The 18453-nt window shown below is 41.3% G+C and carries 18 protein-coding genes, 1 other RNA gene, 1 pseudogene and 1 riboswitch; of the genes and pseudogenes, 3 read left to right on the top strand and 17 right to left on the bottom strand.

Annotation, left to right across the window (positions count from 1 at the left end; genetic code table 11):
• Window positions 1-179: 179 nt before the first annotated feature.
• Window positions 180-437: pseudogene (locus tag MHH54_RS10060) on the bottom strand (IS5/IS1182 family transposase); the annotation flags it as partial.
• Window positions 438-825: 388 nt separating this feature from the next.
• Between MHH54_RS10060 and MHH54_RS10065 the strand changes: the two are divergent.
• Window positions 826-1680: a polysaccharide deacetylase family protein gene (locus MHH54_RS10065; protein WP_106028780.1), complete on the top strand. Its 855-nt coding sequence runs from the start codon at window positions 826-828 to the stop codon at window positions 1678-1680.
• A gap of 50 nt (window positions 1681-1730) precedes the next feature.
• Here MHH54_RS10065 and pbuX read toward each other — a convergent pair whose 3' ends face one another.
• From pbuX to MHH54_RS10125, 12 genes are all read right to left on the bottom strand, one after another.
• The gene (gene pbuX, locus MHH54_RS10070) at window positions 1731-3050 is read right to left on the bottom strand and encodes a xanthine permease PbuX (protein WP_003215893.1); all 1320 of its coding nucleotides are present in this window, start codon (window positions 3048-3050) and stop codon (window positions 1731-1733) included.
• Window positions 3047-3631 (bottom strand): xanthine phosphoribosyltransferase, encoded by a 585-nt coding sequence (xpt, locus tag MHH54_RS10075; protein ID WP_003215672.1) that lies wholly within the window; start codon window positions 3629-3631, stop codon window positions 3047-3049. The genes pbuX and xpt overlap by 4 nt, the downstream gene beginning before the upstream one ends.
• A 118-nt stretch (window positions 3632-3749) precedes the next feature.
• A riboswitch (purine riboswitch) is annotated at window positions 3750-3849 on the bottom strand.
• Between the two features lie 136 nt (window positions 3850-3985).
• On the bottom strand, window positions 3986-5491 hold the full coding sequence (locus MHH54_RS10080; protein WP_003216050.1) for a carboxypeptidase M32: 1506 nt from the start codon (window positions 5489-5491) through the stop codon (window positions 3986-3988).
• Window positions 5492-5619: 128 nt separating this feature from the next.
• Entirely contained in the window at window positions 5620-7557 is a 1938-nt protein-coding gene (locus tag MHH54_RS10085; protein WP_050943879.1) for an ATP-dependent DNA helicase, read from the bottom strand.
• Between the two features lie 75 nt (window positions 7558-7632).
• The gene (locus tag MHH54_RS10090; protein ID WP_050943878.1) at window positions 7633-7830 is read right to left on the bottom strand and encodes a hypothetical protein; all 198 of its coding nucleotides are present in this window, start codon (window positions 7828-7830) and stop codon (window positions 7633-7635) included.
• Between the two features lie 105 nt (window positions 7831-7935).
• Complete coding sequence (locus tag MHH54_RS10095; RefSeq protein ID WP_106035418.1) at window positions 7936-9090, bottom strand: class I SAM-dependent RNA methyltransferase; 1155 nt, start codon at window positions 9088-9090, stop codon at window positions 7936-7938.
• Between the two features lie 110 nt (window positions 9091-9200).
• Window positions 9201-9584: RNase P RNA component class B (rnpB, locus tag MHH54_RS10100), an RNA gene on the bottom strand.
• Window positions 9585-9645: 61 nt separating this feature from the next.
• Entirely contained in the window at window positions 9646-9951 is a 306-nt protein-coding gene (gene gpsB / locus MHH54_RS10105) for a cell division regulator GpsB (RefSeq protein WP_003215578.1), read from the bottom strand.
• 75 nt (window positions 9952-10026) lie between these two features.
• Window positions 10027-10569 (bottom strand): DUF1273 domain-containing protein, encoded by a 543-nt coding sequence (locus MHH54_RS10110; RefSeq protein ID WP_308218259.1) that lies wholly within the window; start codon window positions 10567-10569, stop codon window positions 10027-10029.
• 49 nt (window positions 10570-10618) lie between these two features.
• A complete protein-coding gene (gene cotD / locus MHH54_RS10115) occupies window positions 10619-10855 on the bottom strand; it encodes a spore coat protein CotD (RefSeq protein ID WP_080984739.1) in 237 nt (78 codons plus the stop codon).
• A 315-nt stretch (window positions 10856-11170) separates the two neighbouring features.
• On the bottom strand, window positions 11171-12418 hold the full coding sequence (locus MHH54_RS10120; protein WP_106028775.1) for a ribonuclease H-like domain-containing protein: 1248 nt from the start codon (window positions 12416-12418) through the stop codon (window positions 11171-11173).
• Window positions 12419-12440: 22 nt separating this feature from the next.
• Window positions 12441-14687: a DEAD/DEAH box helicase gene (locus tag MHH54_RS10125; RefSeq protein WP_342500241.1), complete on the bottom strand. Its 2247-nt coding sequence runs from the start codon at window positions 14685-14687 to the stop codon at window positions 12441-12443.
• A 160-nt stretch (window positions 14688-14847) separates the two neighbouring features.
• Between MHH54_RS10125 and MHH54_RS10130 the strand changes: the two genes are divergently transcribed.
• Window positions 14848-15966 carry an NADH-dependent flavin oxidoreductase gene (locus MHH54_RS10130; RefSeq protein WP_223251172.1) on the top strand — a complete coding sequence of 373 codons (1119 nt, stop codon included), beginning with the start codon at window positions 14848-14850 and terminating at the stop codon, window positions 15964-15966.
• A 53-nt stretch (window positions 15967-16019) separates the two neighbouring features.
• Here MHH54_RS10130 and MHH54_RS10135 read toward each other — a convergent pair whose 3' ends face one another.
• Window positions 16020-16526 (bottom strand): PTS glucose transporter subunit IIA, encoded by a 507-nt coding sequence (locus tag MHH54_RS10135; RefSeq protein ID WP_003216086.1) that lies wholly within the window; start codon window positions 16524-16526, stop codon window positions 16020-16022.
• 167 nt (window positions 16527-16693) lie between these two features.
• Here MHH54_RS10135 and MHH54_RS10140 point away from each other — a divergent pair, with 167 nt between their 5' ends.
• Window positions 16694-17113 (top strand): Hsp20/alpha crystallin family protein, encoded by a 420-nt coding sequence (locus MHH54_RS10140; RefSeq protein ID WP_003215994.1) that lies wholly within the window; start codon window positions 16694-16696, stop codon window positions 17111-17113.
• Window positions 17114-17133: 20 nt separating this feature from the next.
• Here the strand turns inward: MHH54_RS10140 and MHH54_RS10145 are convergent, their stop codons facing one another.
• The 3 genes from MHH54_RS10145 to MHH54_RS10155 all read right to left on the bottom strand — a co-directional run bounded on the left by MHH54_RS10145 (window position 17134) and on the right by MHH54_RS10155 (window position 18355).
• Window positions 17134-17586, bottom strand: coding sequence for a YppG family protein (locus tag MHH54_RS10145; RefSeq protein ID WP_003215482.1), 453 nt, complete (start codon window positions 17584-17586; stop codon window positions 17134-17136).
• Between the two features lie 106 nt (window positions 17587-17692).
• Window positions 17693-18073 carry a YppE family protein gene (locus tag MHH54_RS10150; RefSeq protein ID WP_223251160.1) on the bottom strand — a complete coding sequence of 127 codons (381 nt, stop codon included), beginning with the start codon at window positions 18071-18073 and terminating at the stop codon, window positions 17693-17695.
• 48 nt (window positions 18074-18121) lie between these two features.
• On the bottom strand, window positions 18122-18355 hold the full coding sequence (locus MHH54_RS10155) for a DUF5446 family protein (protein WP_223251159.1): 234 nt from the start codon (window positions 18353-18355) through the stop codon (window positions 18122-18124).
• Window positions 18356-18453: the final 98 nt, after the last annotated feature.

Genomic DNA, 18453 nt, shown 5'->3' on the forward strand with positions numbered 1-18453 from the left:
TAGGTGAAAACATGATGTAGTTTTCCTCCTTCACAGGTTCGTTCCAAGCCAAGCGAACCTGCTTTTTTTATGCAAAAAAACACCTCTAAAAGAGAAGTGCAGACCGTAGACAAACCCCACTTTTACTTTAAGTAAAAGTGGGGTTTTCACATAATTATAAAGGGTTACGCTGGACATTCAGCATCTACCGTGTCTACATTTAGTTTTCCGATTTTCTTTGTCACCTGTTTTACGAGTGAATCTAACATACGAGTATCATGAACATTGCCACCTGTGACCAGTAATCCAAAAATAAATCCTGTTGAATCACAAGCTGTATGAAAGGAATAAGCAAATGACTTTTCACGTTCACCTTTTACATAGTAGCCAATCTCTGATTCAGTTGTACTGACTTTGATTTCTTTTGTTTCTTCTTTATTTTGTAGGGGTAAGAGCTTACTCTATGTATTTCGCGATTGATCGCCTCTATCTCCAATATCCACATGAGCATCCTTTTTTTCAATGAAATCGTCATTATACAACACTTTCATACGGAATCTCCCTTTCGCTTCGCATTAATGGTTAAATCTGATGCTATCTTAGCGTATAAATATCAACGTTTCGATCATTATTCAGAATGATTTCATTTAAACATGAATGGATCACCTTTTTTTCTGATCAATACAAAGCAATAACCATGAAATGCTAATTTATTTGATTATTATATATAAAAAGGTGTTTTTTTTCCTGTATACTTAATCAATATGAACACCATGAAAAACAGTGAAAAAAGATAGAATCTACTACATGATTCGGCACAAAATTTAATTGACTGGAGTGATTGTAATGAAAAAGGTGTCCAAAAAACAGACACCCTACAACACGATACTTCTCTCGAAGATAATTGGTTTAGTGCTTCTTACACTGTTTCTCTTTTTTATCTGGGATATGTCTAAACCCCATTTGCAGGCGACAAATGGGCAATCAAAAATTGTTGCCAGCAGTGACTTCCGAGACACAAGCATCAGTCTGAAAGCAAAAGATCATTCTACAAGAACATTGGATACACATTTTAAGACCAATCCAAACCAACAGACAACGAATAAAACGGTCTTTTTAACATTTGATGATGGTCCTACTGCTACATCAAATCAGCTGTTAAATGTATTAAAAGCACATCACGTGAAGGCGACATTTTTCATGCTTGGACCGCAAATCCAAGCACACCAAGCAGCTGTGAAAAGACTTTATCAAGAAGGACATCAATTAGGGCTTCATGGCATGACGCATGATATAAACCGCTTTTATCAGAACAGTGAGTCTCCCGCAAATGAAATGAGAGAAGCTCAGCGCATTCTTGCTTCTGTTACAGGCGTTTACACCCGTCTTGTGAGAACACCCTATGGCAGTGTTCCAAATTTAACATATCATCAAAAAGTACGTTTAAACCAAAATGGCTTTATTTACTGGGATTGGACGATTGATAGCCTTGACTGGAGATATAAAAACTCACAATATGTTCCAGAGGTATTGAATCAACTGCAAATGTTTGAGAAAAATAAACCATGGGAACCAAAAGTTATTTTAATGCATGATCAACCCTCTACCACAAACTATTTAGATAGCCTGATTACACAGCTAAAAGCAAGGGGCTATACATTTGCAGTCATTAACGAAACAATGCAGCCGGTACAACATTAATAGTGCTAATCACAACAAGCCCGTATCCAAAAGATGCGGGCTTTCAGTGTTTACACAACAGATTTCTTAGGCTCTTCCATCAGGTCCTGCCCGGTTTCTTTTTTAAAAGGAATCATGTGATAAATAATATGAAGCAAAATAGCGGTAAAGCTACCGGCCACGATGCCATTACTTGTTAATAATTTGATTGATTCTGGCAGATGCTCAAACATTTGCGGCACGACGGTGACACCTAAGCCAATCCCCACTGAGCAAGCAACAATCAGTAGGTTTTCCTGTTTGGCAAAATCCACACGCGAGAGCATTTTAATACCGTAGGCAATGACCATCCCAAACATGGCAACCATTGCGCCGCCAAGAACTGACTTTGGAATAATCGTCGTAAATGCAGCAATTTTAGGAAAAAGTCCAAATAACATGAGCAATGCGCCTGTCACAACGATGACTTGATTTTTCTTGACCCCTGTCAACTGGATCAACCCAACGTTTTGCGAGTAGGCTGTGTAAGGAAAAGCATTAAAGATACCACCTAATAACACAGCAATCCCTTCTGCGCGATAGCCTTTCGCTAAGTCCTTCTCTTTTAATGAGCGGTTTGTTAAATCACCTAATGCGAAATAAACACCTGTTGATTCGACTAGTGACACAATGGCAACTAACGTCATCGTCATAATGGGTGCAAATTCAAAGGTAGGCATGCCAAAATAAAATGGTTCAATCATGCGGAAAACTTGAGCGTTCGCCACCTCAGCTGTTTCCACTTTCCCCATAAATGCAGCAACGGCTGTCCCAAGGAGAATACCGATTAAAATGGCGATCGCCTTCATAAAGCCTTTTGTGAATCGATAGAGAAGCACAATGATAAACAGCACAAGGAAAGCGAGGCCTAGATTTTCAAAAGAACCATAATCAGCACTTCCTTCTCCCCCTGCCATATTGTTCATCGCTACTGGAATAAGGGTAATGCCAATAATGGTGACGACAGACCCTGTCACGACAGGCGGGAAAAATTTCACAAGCTTCCCAAAGAAAAAGGAAAGCAGAATGATGATACACCCCGAAGCGATAATACTTCCATAGATAGACGAAATCCCGTATTTAGAGCCAATCGCAATCATAGGAGAAACCGCAGTAAATGTACAGCCTAATACAACAGGCAAACCGATACCAAAGAAACGGTTTTTCCAAACTTGAAGGAGCGTGGCAGCCCCGCACATGAAAATATCTGCTGAGATTAAGTAAGTCAGCTGTGCAGGTGTGAGGCCGAGTGCATCTCCCACAATGAGCGGCACAAGAACGGCCCCTGCATACATCGCCAGCACATGCTGAATCCCTAGCGAGAGCGTTTTGGCTTTTTTAGCTGCACTCATGATTGTACCTCTCGTACAAACGTGACTTTCCCTTCCTCAAGTGATTCAATCCGTGCAAGGGATTCGACGCGGTAGCCCATTTGAACAAGTGCATCTCTTCCCGGCTGGAATGACTTTTCAATGACAATGCCAAATCCGGCTACTTTTGCCTTCGCCTGCTTTGCGATTGCGGCAAGTCCTTTAGCGGCTTCACCGTTCGCCAAAAAGTCATCAATGATTAATACACAATCCTTTTCACCGAGATGCGTATTTGAGACAGCGATCGTGCTTTCTACTTTTTTTGTAAAAGAGTACACACTCGCTGTTAATAGGTTTTCTGTTAGTGTTAGTGATTGACGTTTTCGAGCAAAAACAACGGGTACTTGAAGAGCTAGTCCAGCCATCACAGCAGGTGCAATGCCCGAAGATTCGATTGTGATAATTTTTGTAATGCCATCATGCTTGAATAATCTAGCAAACTCTTGCCCGATCTCATGCATTAACACAGGATCAATTTGATGATTTAAAAAAGCATCTACCTTTAACACTTGATTTGACAGAACGATTCCTTCGTTCTCAATTTTTTGACGTAACAATTCCATCATTCTTCCTCCCAGCATATTGGCAAACATTTTCATTTTTTTGCATAAAAAAAGCATTGCTGTCCATGAGGAGCAAGCAATGCGAAAACGATCCACGGATCTTCAGCTCAAACAAGAGCTGTTTCATTTGCTCACTCATAGTCGGACGGTATCGGTGTCCGGTAGAAACTTGCGTGCCATCATCACGCGATTATATGAGTGTTATAGTGTTCAAATTATAACAAGATTTCAGACGCTTGGAAAGCACTTTTCTAGAAAAATACCGAACTTAAATAATAGATCAGATCAAAACGTTCGTTTTTAGAATATTCAAGCATCAAAAAAGCACCCTTCTAAGCAAAGGGTGCCTTTTATTTAAGATAAATACAGTTTCGTATATTTATCCGTTAAATAATCGATTAAATATTGTACATTTAATTCCTCACCAGTCGCATCTTGAATGATTTCAGAAGGCTTTTTGCGTTTTCCATGCTGGTGAACATGTGTTGTGAGCCATTCTTTTATCGGTGCAAAAGACCCATTTTGAATCAGCTCATCAAAATTCGGTAAATCTTTGATCATTTGGTGCTTTAGTTGCGCCGCATACATATAACCAAGGGCATATGAAGGGAAATATCCAAAGCTTCCATCAGACCAGTGAACATCCTGCAAGATGCCGAGTGCATCATTAGGAGGCGTAATGCCAAGATATGCTTTATATTTTTCATTCCACAGTGCAGGCAGGTCTTCGACTGCCACTTCTTCATTAAATATCGCTTTTTCAATTTCATAGCGGATGATAATGTGAAGCGGATATGTAAGCTCATCTGCTTCAATTCGAATATAAGTTGGCTTCGATTCATTCACTGCATGCACAAAGTCTTCTAAAGAGACATCTTTAAACTGCTCAGGAGACGCTTCTTGAAGCTTTTGATAATACGTTTTCCAGAAGTCTTCATGTCTGCCAATAAAGTTCTCAAAGAAAAGAGACTGTGATTCATGGATCCCCATTGATGTGCCATCACATAATAACGTTCCGCTCAGCGCCTCATCAATGTTTTGTTCATAGATGGCATGACCACACTCATGAATCGTGCCAAAGATCGCCATCCGAAAATCATGCTCATCATAACGGGTCGTCACACGAACGTCCCCTCTGCTCAATGTCACAGCAAACGGATGAACTGTTGTATCCAGACGTCCTGCGTCAAAGTCATATCCTAATTCTTTTAAGAAGAAAAGACTCAGTTCCTTTTGTTTGTCGATCGGAAAGCTTTTCGATAAAAATGAAGTATCCGGTTTATGAGGAGAGGCTTCGATTTTTTTCACGAGAGGAACAATGGCATCACGAAGTGCACCAAACTTTTGATCTAGCTGTTCAACCGTCATATCTGGTTCATAATTATTGAGCAGCACATCATATGGCGTTTGTTTCACGCCCCAATATTGAATAAAACGCTTGTTAAAATCAATGAGCTGTTTTAAGTATGGTGCAAAGAGTGAAAAGTCTGATTTCTCCCTTGCTTCTACCCAAACATGCTCTGCTTTTGATTGTAAAATCGAGTATTCTTTAAATTCTTCTTTCGGAATTTTGCTGTTTTCATCATACTCTTTTTGTGATAATTCGAGCGCCTTTTGTGTATCTTTTGACAGCTCATCTCGGTGTTTATTTAATGCGTGGAGAAGATCTCTCATTTCATCAGAAGTCTTCATATTAAAAATATCACTTGATAATTGACCGATCGTTTCAGCTCTGAAATCGGCGCTTTTTTTAGGCGCCTGTGTTCTAGAGTCCCAATAAAGTAAATGGAGCGCCTCCGTATAGTGGGCGATTTTTCCTAGTAATTGATAAAACGCTTTCTCTTTTGCTTCAAGACTCATACGTTTGTTCCCCCAATCGATAAAATATGTATGTACGTTTCAAGGCTACTTCAAGGAATGTTCTTTTGTCAATCAAAAAGGAGGATACGCAGATGGTATCCTCCTCTCTTTTCTCGTTCATATGTTATTTAAGATGTGATGATTGGCTTTACAGGCAGAACGGATTCAATTTTACTTTGAAGCTCTGTATCTTCCTTACGGTCAAAGTAAATATGAATGGTTCCTGCATCTTGGCTTGTCCGAATCAGTCTCCCAATTCCTTGTCGTAAGCGCAGCAGCATATACGGAAGATCGACTTCAGCACGAGCGTCCTTTGCTTCATTCCGTTTCGCCTCAAATACCGGATCACGAGGCGGGTAAGGAAGTCCCCAGATGATCACATTTGTTAATGATTGACCTGGAATATCTAATCCTTCCCAAAGGTGAACAGAGCATAACACAGACGTCTCATCTGCTTGGAACTTTTGAACAATTGTACTGATTTCCTCGTCTCCCTCAAAGTACACGTCGAAAGGCAGTGATTCATTCGATGCCTCAAGCTGCTTTCTAAAGAAATGAAGTTCATCAAATGAAGGGAACAAAATGAGAGACCGTCCTCCATTATCTTTCAGCTGAGTGATCACTTGCTGTCCTTTTACTTCTTGCTCTTGAAGCTGCTGAATCCCGTGGAAATAAATCTTCATTTGTTCATCGTAATCATACGGCGAAGCGACACTCATTGATAAGTAATCTTTAATCCCAAGACTTTCAGCTAAATAATCAAAGGATTGATTTTCAGACAATGTAGCAGAAGAGAAAATGTATGGTCTTTTTTGTGAGAATACCTTTTCACCAAGCACCTCTGCGACAGTCTTTGGCATCACAACAAATGTCGTATCTAATTCCTGCTTTTCAAGCCAGCTAATCGCATTTTTTTGATAAAGCGACAGAGAATACGCCATTTGTTCAATGTACTCTTCCACAACAGACAATTCGTATTGATCGATTGTATACATCTCTGATTCAAATACGAGTGCTTCTCCGATTTTTTCAAGTAAATCACACAATTCACTTGCTGAACGCTTCACCTCATCCACACGTCCAATTTCAAGTCGATGTGAGCCCTTGATTTCTTTGGCATGTGTTTTTAAGAGATAAAAGAACTCATCGTTTGTAGCAAGTGCATCTTCAACGAGCTCGGCAAACTCTTCGCGTATATCGTTTTGTAGCAGGCGCTCTAAAAAGGTTTCGAGCATTGATTGCTTCACGCGGTATGTCAGTGCTTTTTGTGCAGCAAATTCAAGAAGATGGCCTTCATCAAATACAACGGAGCTATGTTCTGGAAGCAGCGGAAGCTGACCCTCACGTTTGCGTGATTCCTTCGTCCACACATGCTCCATATAAAAATCATGAGAACAGATGATGAGGTCTGTTGCTTTCCGGTAATGATCTCTTGATAAATTCAGACCACAGCGATGACGCATATCGCACGTCAAGCAGTCCTGAAACGAGTCATAGCCAATGCGTGACCATTCATCATTGGATAGCTCTGGGTACTCTTTTCGATCACCATACGGATAAAAGTTTTGCATGCCATGTGATTCATGAACAAATGAAGGAAGCGATTCATAAATATCGAGCCACTTCTCATCATCTTCACGCTGCATGGTTTTCTCTAATTTCTTTAAGCATAAATATTGATCATGCGATTTACTTAATCTCGCATCTATTTGAATATCAAGGTGATTGGCAATTTTATAGATATCACCCTCTTGTTTCACTAGCTGTTCAATTAACGTTTCGTCTGCACATGCAATAATCGCAGGTTTCCCTGTATACCTTGCATATGTGACCGCAAATAATAGATAAACGATGGTTTTGCCTGTGCCTACCCCAGCTTCGGCAAACATCACACTTTTTTCTTTAAAGGCTCTTTCTAGTTGAAAAGCCATAAATATTTGTTCATCTCGAAGATCAAAGCCCTTTTCTGGCAAAATGTCATAGAACACATCACCAATCCAGTTGCCCAGTTCTTCGTAAAAATTATGTTCTTTTGATAATGAAAAAGGCAAACGAGATGCTGTCACCTGCTTCAACCCCCAACTTTTGAATCATTCAGACATTCTATAGTAACATTTATGCTGGGGAATGACAATCTTTTTTTATGACCGCAAACGATGTTGATAAGTTTCCTTCATTAAAAATGCGTGCTCAGAACGCTCTATGTAAGCCTGAGCAAGCGCTAAATCTTCGATGGCTGCAGTCAGCTGAGCAGATTGTCCACCTTCTTGCCCTTCAATTTGTTGAGCAGTCGAAGCGAGTGCTTTTTGGATTAACTGAAATTGATCATATTGTATCATGGAGACACCTCTTTTTTTAAAATCAAGTTCAGTTTATTCCGTCCCGTGAAGGTTTATACCTTTCTGGGATAAAAAAAGCCACACCTTCTGTAGGTGTGACATTTTTTATGATTCAGTTGTCTGTTTTCTAGGCGGGCGTTTTCCCCAATATTGGTAATAGTCTGTTTTAATAAAACCATTAAACAGTTTTCTCTTTTTCGTTGCTTTTCTACCAAAGCACTCTTCGAACTTTTCATGTGACGTTAAGATGTAAATGGACCATGTGTCTAGGCTTTTAAATGCTTCGCCCATTCCTTGATACATTTTTTCAACCGCTGGTTTATCACTGAGTCGTTCTCCGTAAGGCGGATTTCCGACAATCACACCGTAATCTTCTTTTGTTTGAAAGTCTTTCACTTGCATTTGTTTAAACTCAATCAATTCACTTAGTCCCGCTTCTTCTGCATTCATTTTTGCAATGTCTATCATCCGGTGGTCGATATCACTTGCAATAATGTGGAGCGGCTGATCATAGTTTGCTTTTTCTTCCACTTCGTGACGCGCTTTGTTCCATACATCTTCACCAATCCATTCCCATGACTCGGAGGCAAATTCCCGGTTAAATCCTGGGGCAATGTTTTGCCCAATCATGGCCGCTTCAATGGCGATTGTTCCTGATCCGCAGAAAGGATCAACAAACGGACGGTCAGGTGTCCAGTTCGTTAATAGCACGAGTGCAGCCGCAAGGGTTTCTTTAATAGGTGCTCCGCCTTGATCCATGCGGTACCCCCGTTTATGAAGACCTACACCAGATGTATCAAGCGTGAGCACAGCTTTATCTTTTAAAAGGGCAACCTCAATTTTATACTCAGGCCCTGTTTCTTCAAGCCATTCAGACTGTATGTTGTAAGAGGATATGAGCTTTTGCGCAATTGCCTTTTTGACGATACGCTGGCAATCCGGCACACTGGCAAGCTGTGATTTCACAGATTTACCGATGACTGGGAACGTGCTGTTTTTCGGTAAAAAAGAGGCCCAGTCAATCGCCTTTGTGCGTTCAAACAGCTCATCGAAGGTTTTTGCCGAAAATTCAGCAACTTGTACCTTTATGCGGTCTGCTGTACGCAGCCAAAGGTTCGCACGGCAAATCGCAAGAGCGTCTCCTTCGAAAATCACTTTTCCGTTGTCTACTGTGCAGTCATAGCCAAGGTCTCTTACTTCTTTTGCAACAATCGCTTCAATTCCCATTGGAGCCGTTGCGATAAGTGTATAGGTTTTCATTGATTTATCACCTGTTTTCTCGTCCTTTTATGTATTCCAAGATAAAAGCTCTCCATATGTTGAAATAGGAGAGCTTTGTTTTCATCATGTTTATCATAACGGATATAACGTTCTGTAAGCCATGTTTTGTTCCATTGTACTGCAAACGGCAAATGCCTCGTACTCAGGTGGTAATCATCTATCTACAGAATTCTCTGTCCTTCTCTCCGTTTGGTTCCTTTGAGAAAGTTCCCCTACCAAGTTTGGGTTTCTCGCTCGAGGGGTTTACCGCGTTCCACTCTCACCATTTCTAGTGAGACTTCGTCACTGTGGCACTTTCAAGGATACTTTGCCATATCCTAAAAGGACGTAGGCATTTTTCCTGCCGTCAGCCTTTCCCAGGCTGCCCTGGCTTATTTTTTCGCCAGGCACGAACACTACGGGCATCTCAGCACCGTGCGAGCATGGACTTTCCTCTGCAATGTCTAAAAGCATTGCAGCGATTACCCGAACGTTAATCAACAAGCGTTATTATAAACGACAATGACATCAGGCACAAGCTTTTTTCAGTAAGGCTCAATCATAAAGTTTGCTGCCGAAAACGTGTTTCTCAAGGTTAGATAGTCTTTTTAAAATATCAGAGTTTGTTGTATTAGACTGTGCAGGCTGTCTTTTCCCTTGCTCAACGGCTTCCTCAAGCTGTTTAGACAAATGGAGGTTTTCTTGTTGAAGCTTTTCGATTTCTTGGTTGAAGGACTCATAGTCTTTAATGACCATATCTAAAAATTTATCGACTTCTTCTTGTTTGTATCCTCTGACACCTGTTTTAAATTCTTTTTCTAAAATTTCTTTTGCAGAAAGCTTTACTTTATCAGCAAGCATCTTTTTCACCTCATATCGTGAATTCATAGTATATTTTTTCAGAAATACGTGACGTTGTCAAATTTTCTCTTGCTTTTAGTCAAAAAACGGATCTTCCGCCTCAACTTGCGCTCTCAAATCATCCATTGTGATGTACATAATGTGGTAATCGGTATAGTTTTCCGCTTCTTTGATCATGTACTTTGGCGAGCCATCATGCTCCGGATCATAAAGGGCGAGGAGTCCATCTGTTTTTTCAATAAAAAAACGGTTCTTTTGTTTAAATTGTGCCGGACTTTCATACGGTCTATGCGTGACACTTTCTACAAAATCAGCCTGTGCAAGAATTCCTTCATACAACTCTTTGTTTTGTTCATTCCAGCGCTCTTCCTGTTCATAAAATGGCGTAATGACGGCAAGTTTTAACGCTGGATACTCCTCTTGAAGCTCAAATACCACTTCAGCTGTCCAGATTTCTGCCCCAAGCTGGCCTGATATGAGAACCCATTCCAGGCCTTCTTCAATCAGGGCTGTCAGCCTTTTTTGAAGCTCCGCTTTTATGTATTGAAGTGCAGGCTCGTCTTGTTTGAATATCCCAAGTTCAAATGGCTTGTACCCTGTGACAGCAATAATTTTCATTTTTTCACCTGCTTTTAAAAAAAGGGACTTATAAAAGTCCCAGTTCACTTTATCTGTTACAGCAAGGTCCACCGCAGTTAAAGTGTTGATGTGTTGCTGGGTCCACCTGAGAAAACGTATGCGGGAAGTAGTGAACATGTTTGAAATTTTGATGGTGTACATTTGTCACATGTTGCGGATGGATATGCGGCACAATTGTTGTTGAATCACTGTGTGTACAGCAATGATTCGTCGGATGAACAATTGGCTGTGTAACATTCGGTTGGCAATGATGATGATGGTACATGTAGCATTCCCCTCTCCTTAATTTTCTTACATTAACAATGTATGAATTAAGAGGTGTACATGTACTAATGCATTAACCTATTTTAAAAGTTTGCAAGGAAAACATCCTTATAGTTTGAAAACACAAATGCGACCAAAATGACAACAAGAAAAAACAAGTAGAAAAGACCTTTATACATGCTCTACGCTCCTCATTCAATATCTAACGTTATTTTACAGGATTCATGACTTTTCTACAATAAAAGTGCTAAACAATTTTTATTTTCGGCCGAGAGCCGAACGTTGTCATGTTTTGCGCTTTCCCGGGCAATAATGTTTATTGCCCAGCTTTTCTCAAAAGTCGTTTTTTTCGCTTTTCAAGTTCTTCTATGTCTCGCTGACTTAACGATGAGAATGATAATAAAGATTCAGTGATGGATAGAGCAGAGCTTGCATCTTTTTCTCGATGTTCTTTATACTTCGCAAGCTCTATACCCGCTTTTAATGCTAAATGGAGATCGCTTGATTCAAATAATACCCCCCATATTTGAACCGCTTCATCCCACACGTTTTGTCGTTTATATTGCAAGGAAAGATCATAAGACGCCTGATTCGCATGCTCAAAATCAGCATCCGTTAATTCTTGCAAATGCTTCGTTGCTTCCTGTACATCACGATGAGCAAGATGCCACCTAGCGAGCGCATACTTCTCATTGTATTCCTTTACCGCATCCTCAGATAGTATTTTTTTGGATAGATGGATGTAGAGGCTGATTAACGATAAGACATCTAGTTCATTATGAGTCAAGATTCCTTCAATCAGCTTTGGGTTTTGTTCCTTTAAAAAAAGAAAATAAATCATCGGTGCCAAAAACCCCGGTGTGTCGTTTTCACGCTGCACGTGCAGCTCTTCTTTTTCCACAACGGATAGCGCCATTCGTTCATATTTATGCTTCCACAATCGTCTTGATCCGTGCAATAGATCAAAATGGCCGAATTCAGGAAGTGCAGGGATTTGATCTCGTAAAAGTGTATGTCTCGTTTTCACTTGCGGCCAATCGAACGATTTACCATTATATGTAACTAACGATTCTACATTTACTTCATCCAGAAAGCTTTTGTAAAGAGCCACTTCATTTCCTGGATTGGTGAGCAGGTGTTGTTTCACCACCACTTTGCCTGAAAAGACACGTGCGTGTCCAAGCAAGAAAATCATATTTCCTGTACCGCCAGATAATCCTGTTGTTTCAGTATCAAAGAAAAACAGCTCGTGCGGCTCGTACCCTTTAGCCGATAGCGAATGCTGGATGCCGCTTTCGTTCCATGCCTCGATGATCTTCGGCAGTTCCGCAAACGAATAGCGTCCATGCTGATCATCTAATGAATAGGTGACTTCCCGAATCAGACAAAAGGAATCCTCAAAATGATAAGGAGACACACCTAATGCTTCCCATTCTTTTAAAAATGGGATATTTTCTGAAGTTACAGGCTGAGGTTGTCCTTCCGATGTTTTCTGCCGGTTTTCATGTGTCTGATTGTGTGATAGATGCTTTTTCATTCTGTTTAATTTCCCTTTTAAAGACATGAGCAGGTGTCCCCTCCTTTCCTTAAAATACGGACATCAATTCAACGATGCTGCTTTTTCCGTTGACCTCTTTCATTTCCATGCCAATGCAGGATGGACAGCCATTTTCACAGCGGCACCGCTCAATGAGCTGAATGGCTGCGCCTGCTATTTCATCGAAGCGAGCTTGTACTTCCTTACTTAAGCCAATGCCGCCAGGATAATGGTCATATAAAAAGACCGTCGGTTTTCCGGTATGTGCCGCTTTAATTTGTGAAACCACATGAATATCAGAACGGTCACACATCACAAAAGCAGGTACAATGTGCTGAAGAACATTTGCGATGCCTAGCAGCAGCTGTTCAAGTGTTTTCTCTTCAAATCTCCGCTCTGCCTCGTGTAATTCAAACCAAGCAGCACTCGTATGAATTTCTTCTTCCGGTAAGTGAATCGGTCCAGACCCGATATTTTCACCGGTACTTAGTCGGATTTTTTTAAAAATCGTCGGCATTGCGTTGACGGTCACATCACCGTAGTGAACAGATACAGCTTCCTTCTCTGTCGTCTGATCGATTTCAAGCACCTTCAGTTGGACGGCTAAATTCGCATCTGTATAGTATTCTACATCTACTTGTTTCACATAAGCCTTCAGATGCTCGTAATCTAGCTTTTCCACTTGATACTGAACCCCTTCGTGTAAATAAATGGCTTCATCATGAAGCAGCGTCATCGCACTGAAACGGTCCATCTCTCCAATAATCCGAACATTTGCCACATCTGATTGATCCACAATCACGACATTTTCCTGGCTTGCAGATCGAAGGCTGATGCCATGCGCCGGGAACGATTGATCTGACCAATAATACCGATTCCCGCTAAAATGGAGAACGCCTTCCTCATGTAAGTATTGCAAAATCTCTTCTACGTCCATACCGCCAAACTGTTCATCCTCCCGAAACGGAAGCTCGTAGGATGCACATTTTAAATGATCCACTAAGATAATGAGGTTTTCAGGGTTAATTCTGGCAGCTTCAGGTGGTCTATTAAAGAAATATTCAGGGTGTCTGACAATATATTGATCAAGAGGTGCGGAGCTTGCCACCATAATAATAAGTGCTTCCTCATGACGCCTTCCAGCACGGCCAGCCTGCTGCCATGTACTCGCTACACTGCCAGGATACCCGGTCATGATACAGACCTTTAGCTGACCTATATCCACACCTAATTCTAGTGCGTTCGTACTGACGACACCTAGAATGTCTCCTTCTCTCAATCCTTTTTCAATCACACGCCGCTCTTTTGGTAAATAGCCTCCGCGATATCCACGAATTGATTTTGGGCCGATCTCTTTTTTCACTAGCTCTTGAATATGACTTAAAATCACTTCAACTCTTACTCTGCTTCTAGCAAAAACAATCGTTTGGATTTTTTCCTTTAAAAAAGTTTTAGCCAGTTGATTAACGACAGTGGCGGCACTTTGTCTAATATTTAGTGGTTTATTCACAACTGGCGGATTGTAAAACACAAAATTCTTTTTACCGCTAGGTGCCCCGTTTCGCTCAATCAAATGCATCTTACTTCCCGTTAGCTGCTGCGCAAGCTCTTTTGGATTCGCAATCGTTGCGGACGTACAAATGAAAATCGGATCACTTCCATAAAATGCACAAATTCGTTTTAACCTGCGAATGACATTGGCCACATGACTGCCAAATACGCCACGATATGTATGAAGCTCATCAATGACAATATACTTCAAATTCTCAAACAAGCTGACCCATTTCGTATGATGAGGCAAAATGGCTGAATGCAGCATATCCGGGTTTGTGATGACAATATGTCCTGCTTGTCTGACTCGCTGCCGAATGGCGGGTGAGGTATCCCCGTCATATGTTTCACTATGAATCGGAACATCCATCTCGTGGATGATCTCGTTAAGTTCACTCTTTTGATCTTGTGCGAGCGCTTTTGTTGGGAATAAATAAAGGGAGCGGCTTGTCTGATCTTCTACGATCGACTGAAGGACAGGCAGATTGTAGCAAAGTGTTTTACCTGAAGCTGTTGGTGTGACAGTTACCACATGCTCCGCGTCCATCACACGTTCAAAGGCTTCCTTTTGATGAATGTAGAGTTCGCTCACGCCTCGTTTCTCAAGCGCCTTTTTCAGCTTTTCGTGCACTCTTTCAGGTACCGGAGAGGTCTGTGCAGGCTTCGCTTCGATTTCATGCCAATGTTCTACCTGTTTGTCTTTTTTTAATTCTTTTATGAGTTCGTTCATTGTTTTCTTTTTCATATCGCATCACCTCTCTTACATAGTGTACCGAATATTTGTTTGCATGACTAGGCGGCAATTTTTTGATGCGCAGCTTATGAGCAAATACTTTGAAGTGTTGTAACAGTATCTATTACACTTCTATAGTGAAATGATTTTATCAAGGAAGAAGATGATGAGAGTGAAAAATGAATTTAAGCCTTTATTTGAACCATTTACGTTTCCAGGAGGTGCGTCTATTAATGGCCGGTTAGTCGTTGCGCCAATGACACACTTCGGTTCTCACGAGGATGGCACTATTTCTAAAGAGGAAATTGATTTCATTACAGCTAGATCTAGTGATATGGGCATGGTGATCACAGCATGTGCGAACGTGACTCCAGATGGTAAGGCATTTGAAGGACAGCCTTCTATCGCAAGAGATGAAGATATACCCGGCCTGAAAAAACTAGCTTCTGCGATTCAGGCAAAGGGAACAAAAGCCATCATTCAAATTCATCACGGTGGCTCTCAGGCTCTCCCTCACTTAGTTCCAAATGGTGATGTGGTTGCGCCAAGTGATGTGTTTAAAGATGGAAAGCAGATTGCACGCGCTTTAAAAGAAGAGGAAATTGTTCATATCATTGACTCTTTTAAAGAAGCGGCAAGACGAGCGGTCGAAGCAGGATTTGACGGCGTGGAAATCCACGGTGCAAACGGTTATCTATTACAGCAATTTTACTCTCCGCATAGCAACCAGCGGACAGATCAGTGGGGAGGAAATGAAGAAAAGCGTCTAGCTTTCCCTATCGCTGTTGTGGATGCAGTTAAAGAAGCAATTGAAAAGCATGCGAAAAAACCGTTTATCTTTGGATATCGATTATCCCCTGAAGAACCAGAAACGCCTGGTTTAACGATGACAGAGACGTTTACCTTAGTCGATGTTCTTAAAACTAAAAACCTTGATTATTTGCATATCTCTTTAATGGAGATTGACTCTAAAGCAAGACGCGGTGCAGATACGGATAAGACGCGTATGGAGCTGCTAAAAGATCGCTGCGGCGATAACCTTCCGCTCATCGGTGTAGGCAGCGTCATTACAGCCGAAGATGCACTAAGTGCCTATAACCAAGGAATTCCGCTTATCGCTGTCGCACGTGAGCTAATCGTCGACCCAGATTGGGCAAAGAAGATTAAAGAAGGCAGAGAAAGCGAGATTGAAACTGTTATTAAACGCAGCCAAAAAGATCAATATTTGATTCCAGAAGGATTGTGGTCTGTTATGGAAGCAAGTCAAGGCTGGGTTCCGATGGAAGATTAATGTCATCAAAAAAAACTACCCTCATGCGATTGGGTAGTTTTTTTGTGTCCTGATTATTTCAATTTAACGGTAAAAAGCTTAGATGTCTGTTTTTCAACAGACCCCTTTGGTTCTTTATCGAGATGCTCGATCAAGTCACCATTCATAATGACAATCGGTGTCACTGTACTTGCCGCTTTCTCTTCAATCAGTTCTAAATCACACGTAATGAGAGGGTCACCGATCTTCACTTTATCTCCCTCTTTGATGTGCGCTTCAAATCCTTCGCCATTTAATCCCACTGTTTCAAGTCCGATATGAATCAGAAGCTCAAGCCCTGAGAGTGTTCGAATGCCAATTGCATGTTTTGTATGGAAGAGCTGAATGATTTCACCCTCTACTGGTGACACAATCGTGCCACTATTTGGTTTGACTGCTACGCCGTCTCCCATCATCTTTTGAGAGAAAACAGGGTCTGGTACATCCGTCATATCCATTAACTCTCCATCAGCTGGAGAATAAATGATTTCTTCCTTTACATCATCTTGGTTTTTCCCGAAACCGAATAATTTTTTCAGCAATGTCAATTGCTCCCTTCAAGCTTTGCTTCTAGATCTATTCCGTGTATGAAACGCTACACTCATACACCTTGCTTTATTCAACACTATTTAATCATAATTTTTTCCTCTCATCAATTGATAACCGCCTGAGTCCTTTCTGCATAGGCTGTAGATGAGAGGTGATTCAAATGGAACATGAAGGCGAAAAGAAACATGAATTGCTGGCAAATGAAGATATTCTCTATGAAGCGATTGAACAATTTTTCGCATCCTCCCCGTTTCATGAGATATTAAATAGTGCGGAGGCGCTCATGACCACATCGCATTCACTTGCATCGATTACGACCGATGTGACAGAGGATGAGCAGTTTGTGTATATCGCAATCCAATTTCCAGACCATTTTGTCGAAGGCGATATCGCGCTAGAAGTAAAAGCCCAATATTTACACTTATCCGTACAGGAAACAATTAAAACGGATACAACTTCCTCGTATTCGAGCTTTACAAAAACCATTTTAATGCCGGCAAAAATAGATGAAACGAACATGAAAAGCGTGTGGAAAGATCAAACGCTTCGTGTGACGGCACCAAAGCAAAGAGCCCAATAGATCCTTCTATTGGGTTTTAACTATGCTTTAAAAATGCTCGTAAACCCTTTCGCTAATGAGCCTACTTGATTCATCGTACTCATCATTTGCCCAGCTGTATCAAACATTTTGTTAAAGTCGAATTGTCCATTCGTTTTTTTGAATTGCGATAGCACACTTTTAAATTGAGATGATTGCTGTTTTTGCGGTCTTGGCAAAGGATAAGGGTTCATAGGCTGCTGCATGGGCATCATGCCTGGTGACTGCATCTGGGGTTGATTGATCGCTTCGGGCGGCTGAAAAGGCGGCACATTTTCTTGATATCCATAAGGCGGCTGATAGACAGCAGGTGATGCCTGGCTCATTCCACCTTGATGTGGCGGCATGAAATATTCTGGAGGCTGCGGAGGCTGCTGCTGCATTTCTGGATACGGAAATGGCCCTTGATTGAATGGATTGAATTCATACGGCTGCTGGTTTGAATAAGGGATCATATATCTCGCTCCTCTCGCTCTCAGCGCATAGTCTTGTCACTCATATATTATGACGAAAAGCAGAAGATGTGCCTAAAGCAGCCATAAGAAAAACGCAGCGATGTCTTCAGCTGCGCTTGTTGATTTCTTCTATTAAAAGGTTCAGTGTGTAAATCACTGACTCAACTAAATTTTTCACACGGGGTGCATGCTGTTTGCCAAAATAAGATTGCAGGACAACCTCTTTCCCATTTTCTTTGACGGCTTCAAGCTGTTCTTCGTGTAAATATCTAGGCTTCGCCAGATGAATAAACGAGATCGCAGCAGTGAGCCACTCTTCCATTCTCTGATCAAATGACTCAACGGCCGGCTGAATTTCTGTGTGAAAATCATATACGGGGTATCCCTCTTCAGCCTTTCCCTTTTGGTACTGCTCATACGCCTCTTCGATCCATATTCTCAGCTCTTGTGTATGTTCAAGTAATGTTTGATTATCCAAAGTGTTCACCTCTATGAACCATCCTATCAAACGTTTACTTATTGCTCAAATAGAAAGCTACCCTGCGTGGTATGCCGGTCTTGCCGCCAGTTGATACTCAGCTGCGTGAATCTTCACTTCACAGTCCTTTACTTCTGATTCAAGCCGGTCTATCATTTGTTCTTGCTCCTCTATGGCTGCACGTGTTGTTTCGTTCACAGCAAGAGACAGCTCTTCTTCCACCGCATCAATTTTTCGCTCGATTTCCTCTAATAACTGCAAAATGGATTCTTTTGATACAAATTCGCTCATCATCAGATTCCTCCTTTATCGTCTCTCGTTACATTCTCTTTTCTTTCACACCCTCCTTCACACATGACAAAACTAGAAGCAAATCGCCAATCTAAGTG

The sequence above is a fragment of the Bacillus sp. FSL K6-4563 genome (genome assembly GCF_038630405.1).
GTDB classification, from domain to species: Bacteria; Bacillota; Bacilli; order Bacillales; family Bacillaceae; genus Bacillus; species Bacillus pumilus.

What these genes read in the sequence shown, in the direction of transcription:
- MHH54_RS10065 (WP_106028780.1), top strand. Translation starts at nt 826, where the DNA reads ATGAAAAAGGTGTCCAAAAAACAGACACCCTACAACACGATACTTCTC.
- pbuX (WP_003215893.1), bottom strand. Translation starts at nt 3,050, where the DNA reads ATGAGTGCAGCTAAAAAAGCCAAAACGCTCTCGCTAGGGATTCAGCAT.
- xpt (WP_003215672.1), bottom strand. Translation starts at nt 3,631, where the DNA reads ATGGAATTGTTACGTCAAAAAATTGAGAACGAAGGAATCGTTCTGTCA.
- MHH54_RS10080 (WP_003216050.1), bottom strand. Translation starts at nt 5,491, where the DNA reads ATGAGTCTTGAAGCAAAAGAGAAAGCGTTTTATCAATTACTAGGAAAA.
- MHH54_RS10090 (WP_050943878.1), bottom strand. Translation starts at nt 7,830, where the DNA reads ATGATACAATATGATCAATTTCAGTTAATCCAAAAAGCACTCGCTTCG.
- MHH54_RS10095 (WP_106035418.1), bottom strand. Translation starts at nt 9,090, where the DNA reads ATGAAAACCTATACACTTATCGCAACGGCTCCAATGGGAATTGAAGCG.
- gpsB (WP_003215578.1), bottom strand. Translation starts at nt 9,951, where the DNA reads ATGCTTGCTGATAAAGTAAAGCTTTCTGCAAAAGAAATTTTAGAAAAA.
- MHH54_RS10110 (WP_308218259.1), bottom strand. Translation starts at nt 10,569, where the DNA reads ATGAAAATTATTGCTGTCACAGGGTACAAGCCATTTGAACTTGGGATA.
- cotD (WP_080984739.1), bottom strand. Translation starts at nt 10,855, where the DNA reads ATGTACCATCATCATCATTGCCAACCGAATGTTACACAGCCAATTGTT.
- MHH54_RS10120 (WP_106028775.1), bottom strand. Translation starts at nt 12,418, where the DNA reads ATGTCTTTAAAAGGGAAATTAAACAGAATGAAAAAGCATCTATCACAC.
- MHH54_RS10125 (WP_342500241.1), bottom strand. Translation starts at nt 14,687, where the DNA reads ATGAAAAAGAAAACAATGAACGAACTCATAAAAGAATTAAAAAAAGAC.
- MHH54_RS10140 (WP_003215994.1), top strand. Translation starts at nt 16,694, where the DNA reads ATGGAACATGAAGGCGAAAAGAAACATGAATTGCTGGCAAATGAAGAT.
- MHH54_RS10145 (WP_003215482.1), bottom strand. Translation starts at nt 17,586, where the DNA reads ATGATCCCTTATTCAAACCAGCAGCCGTATGAATTCAATCCATTCAAT.
- MHH54_RS10155 (WP_223251159.1), bottom strand. Translation starts at nt 18,355, where the DNA reads ATGAGCGAATTTGTATCAAAAGAATCCATTTTGCAGTTATTAGAGGAA.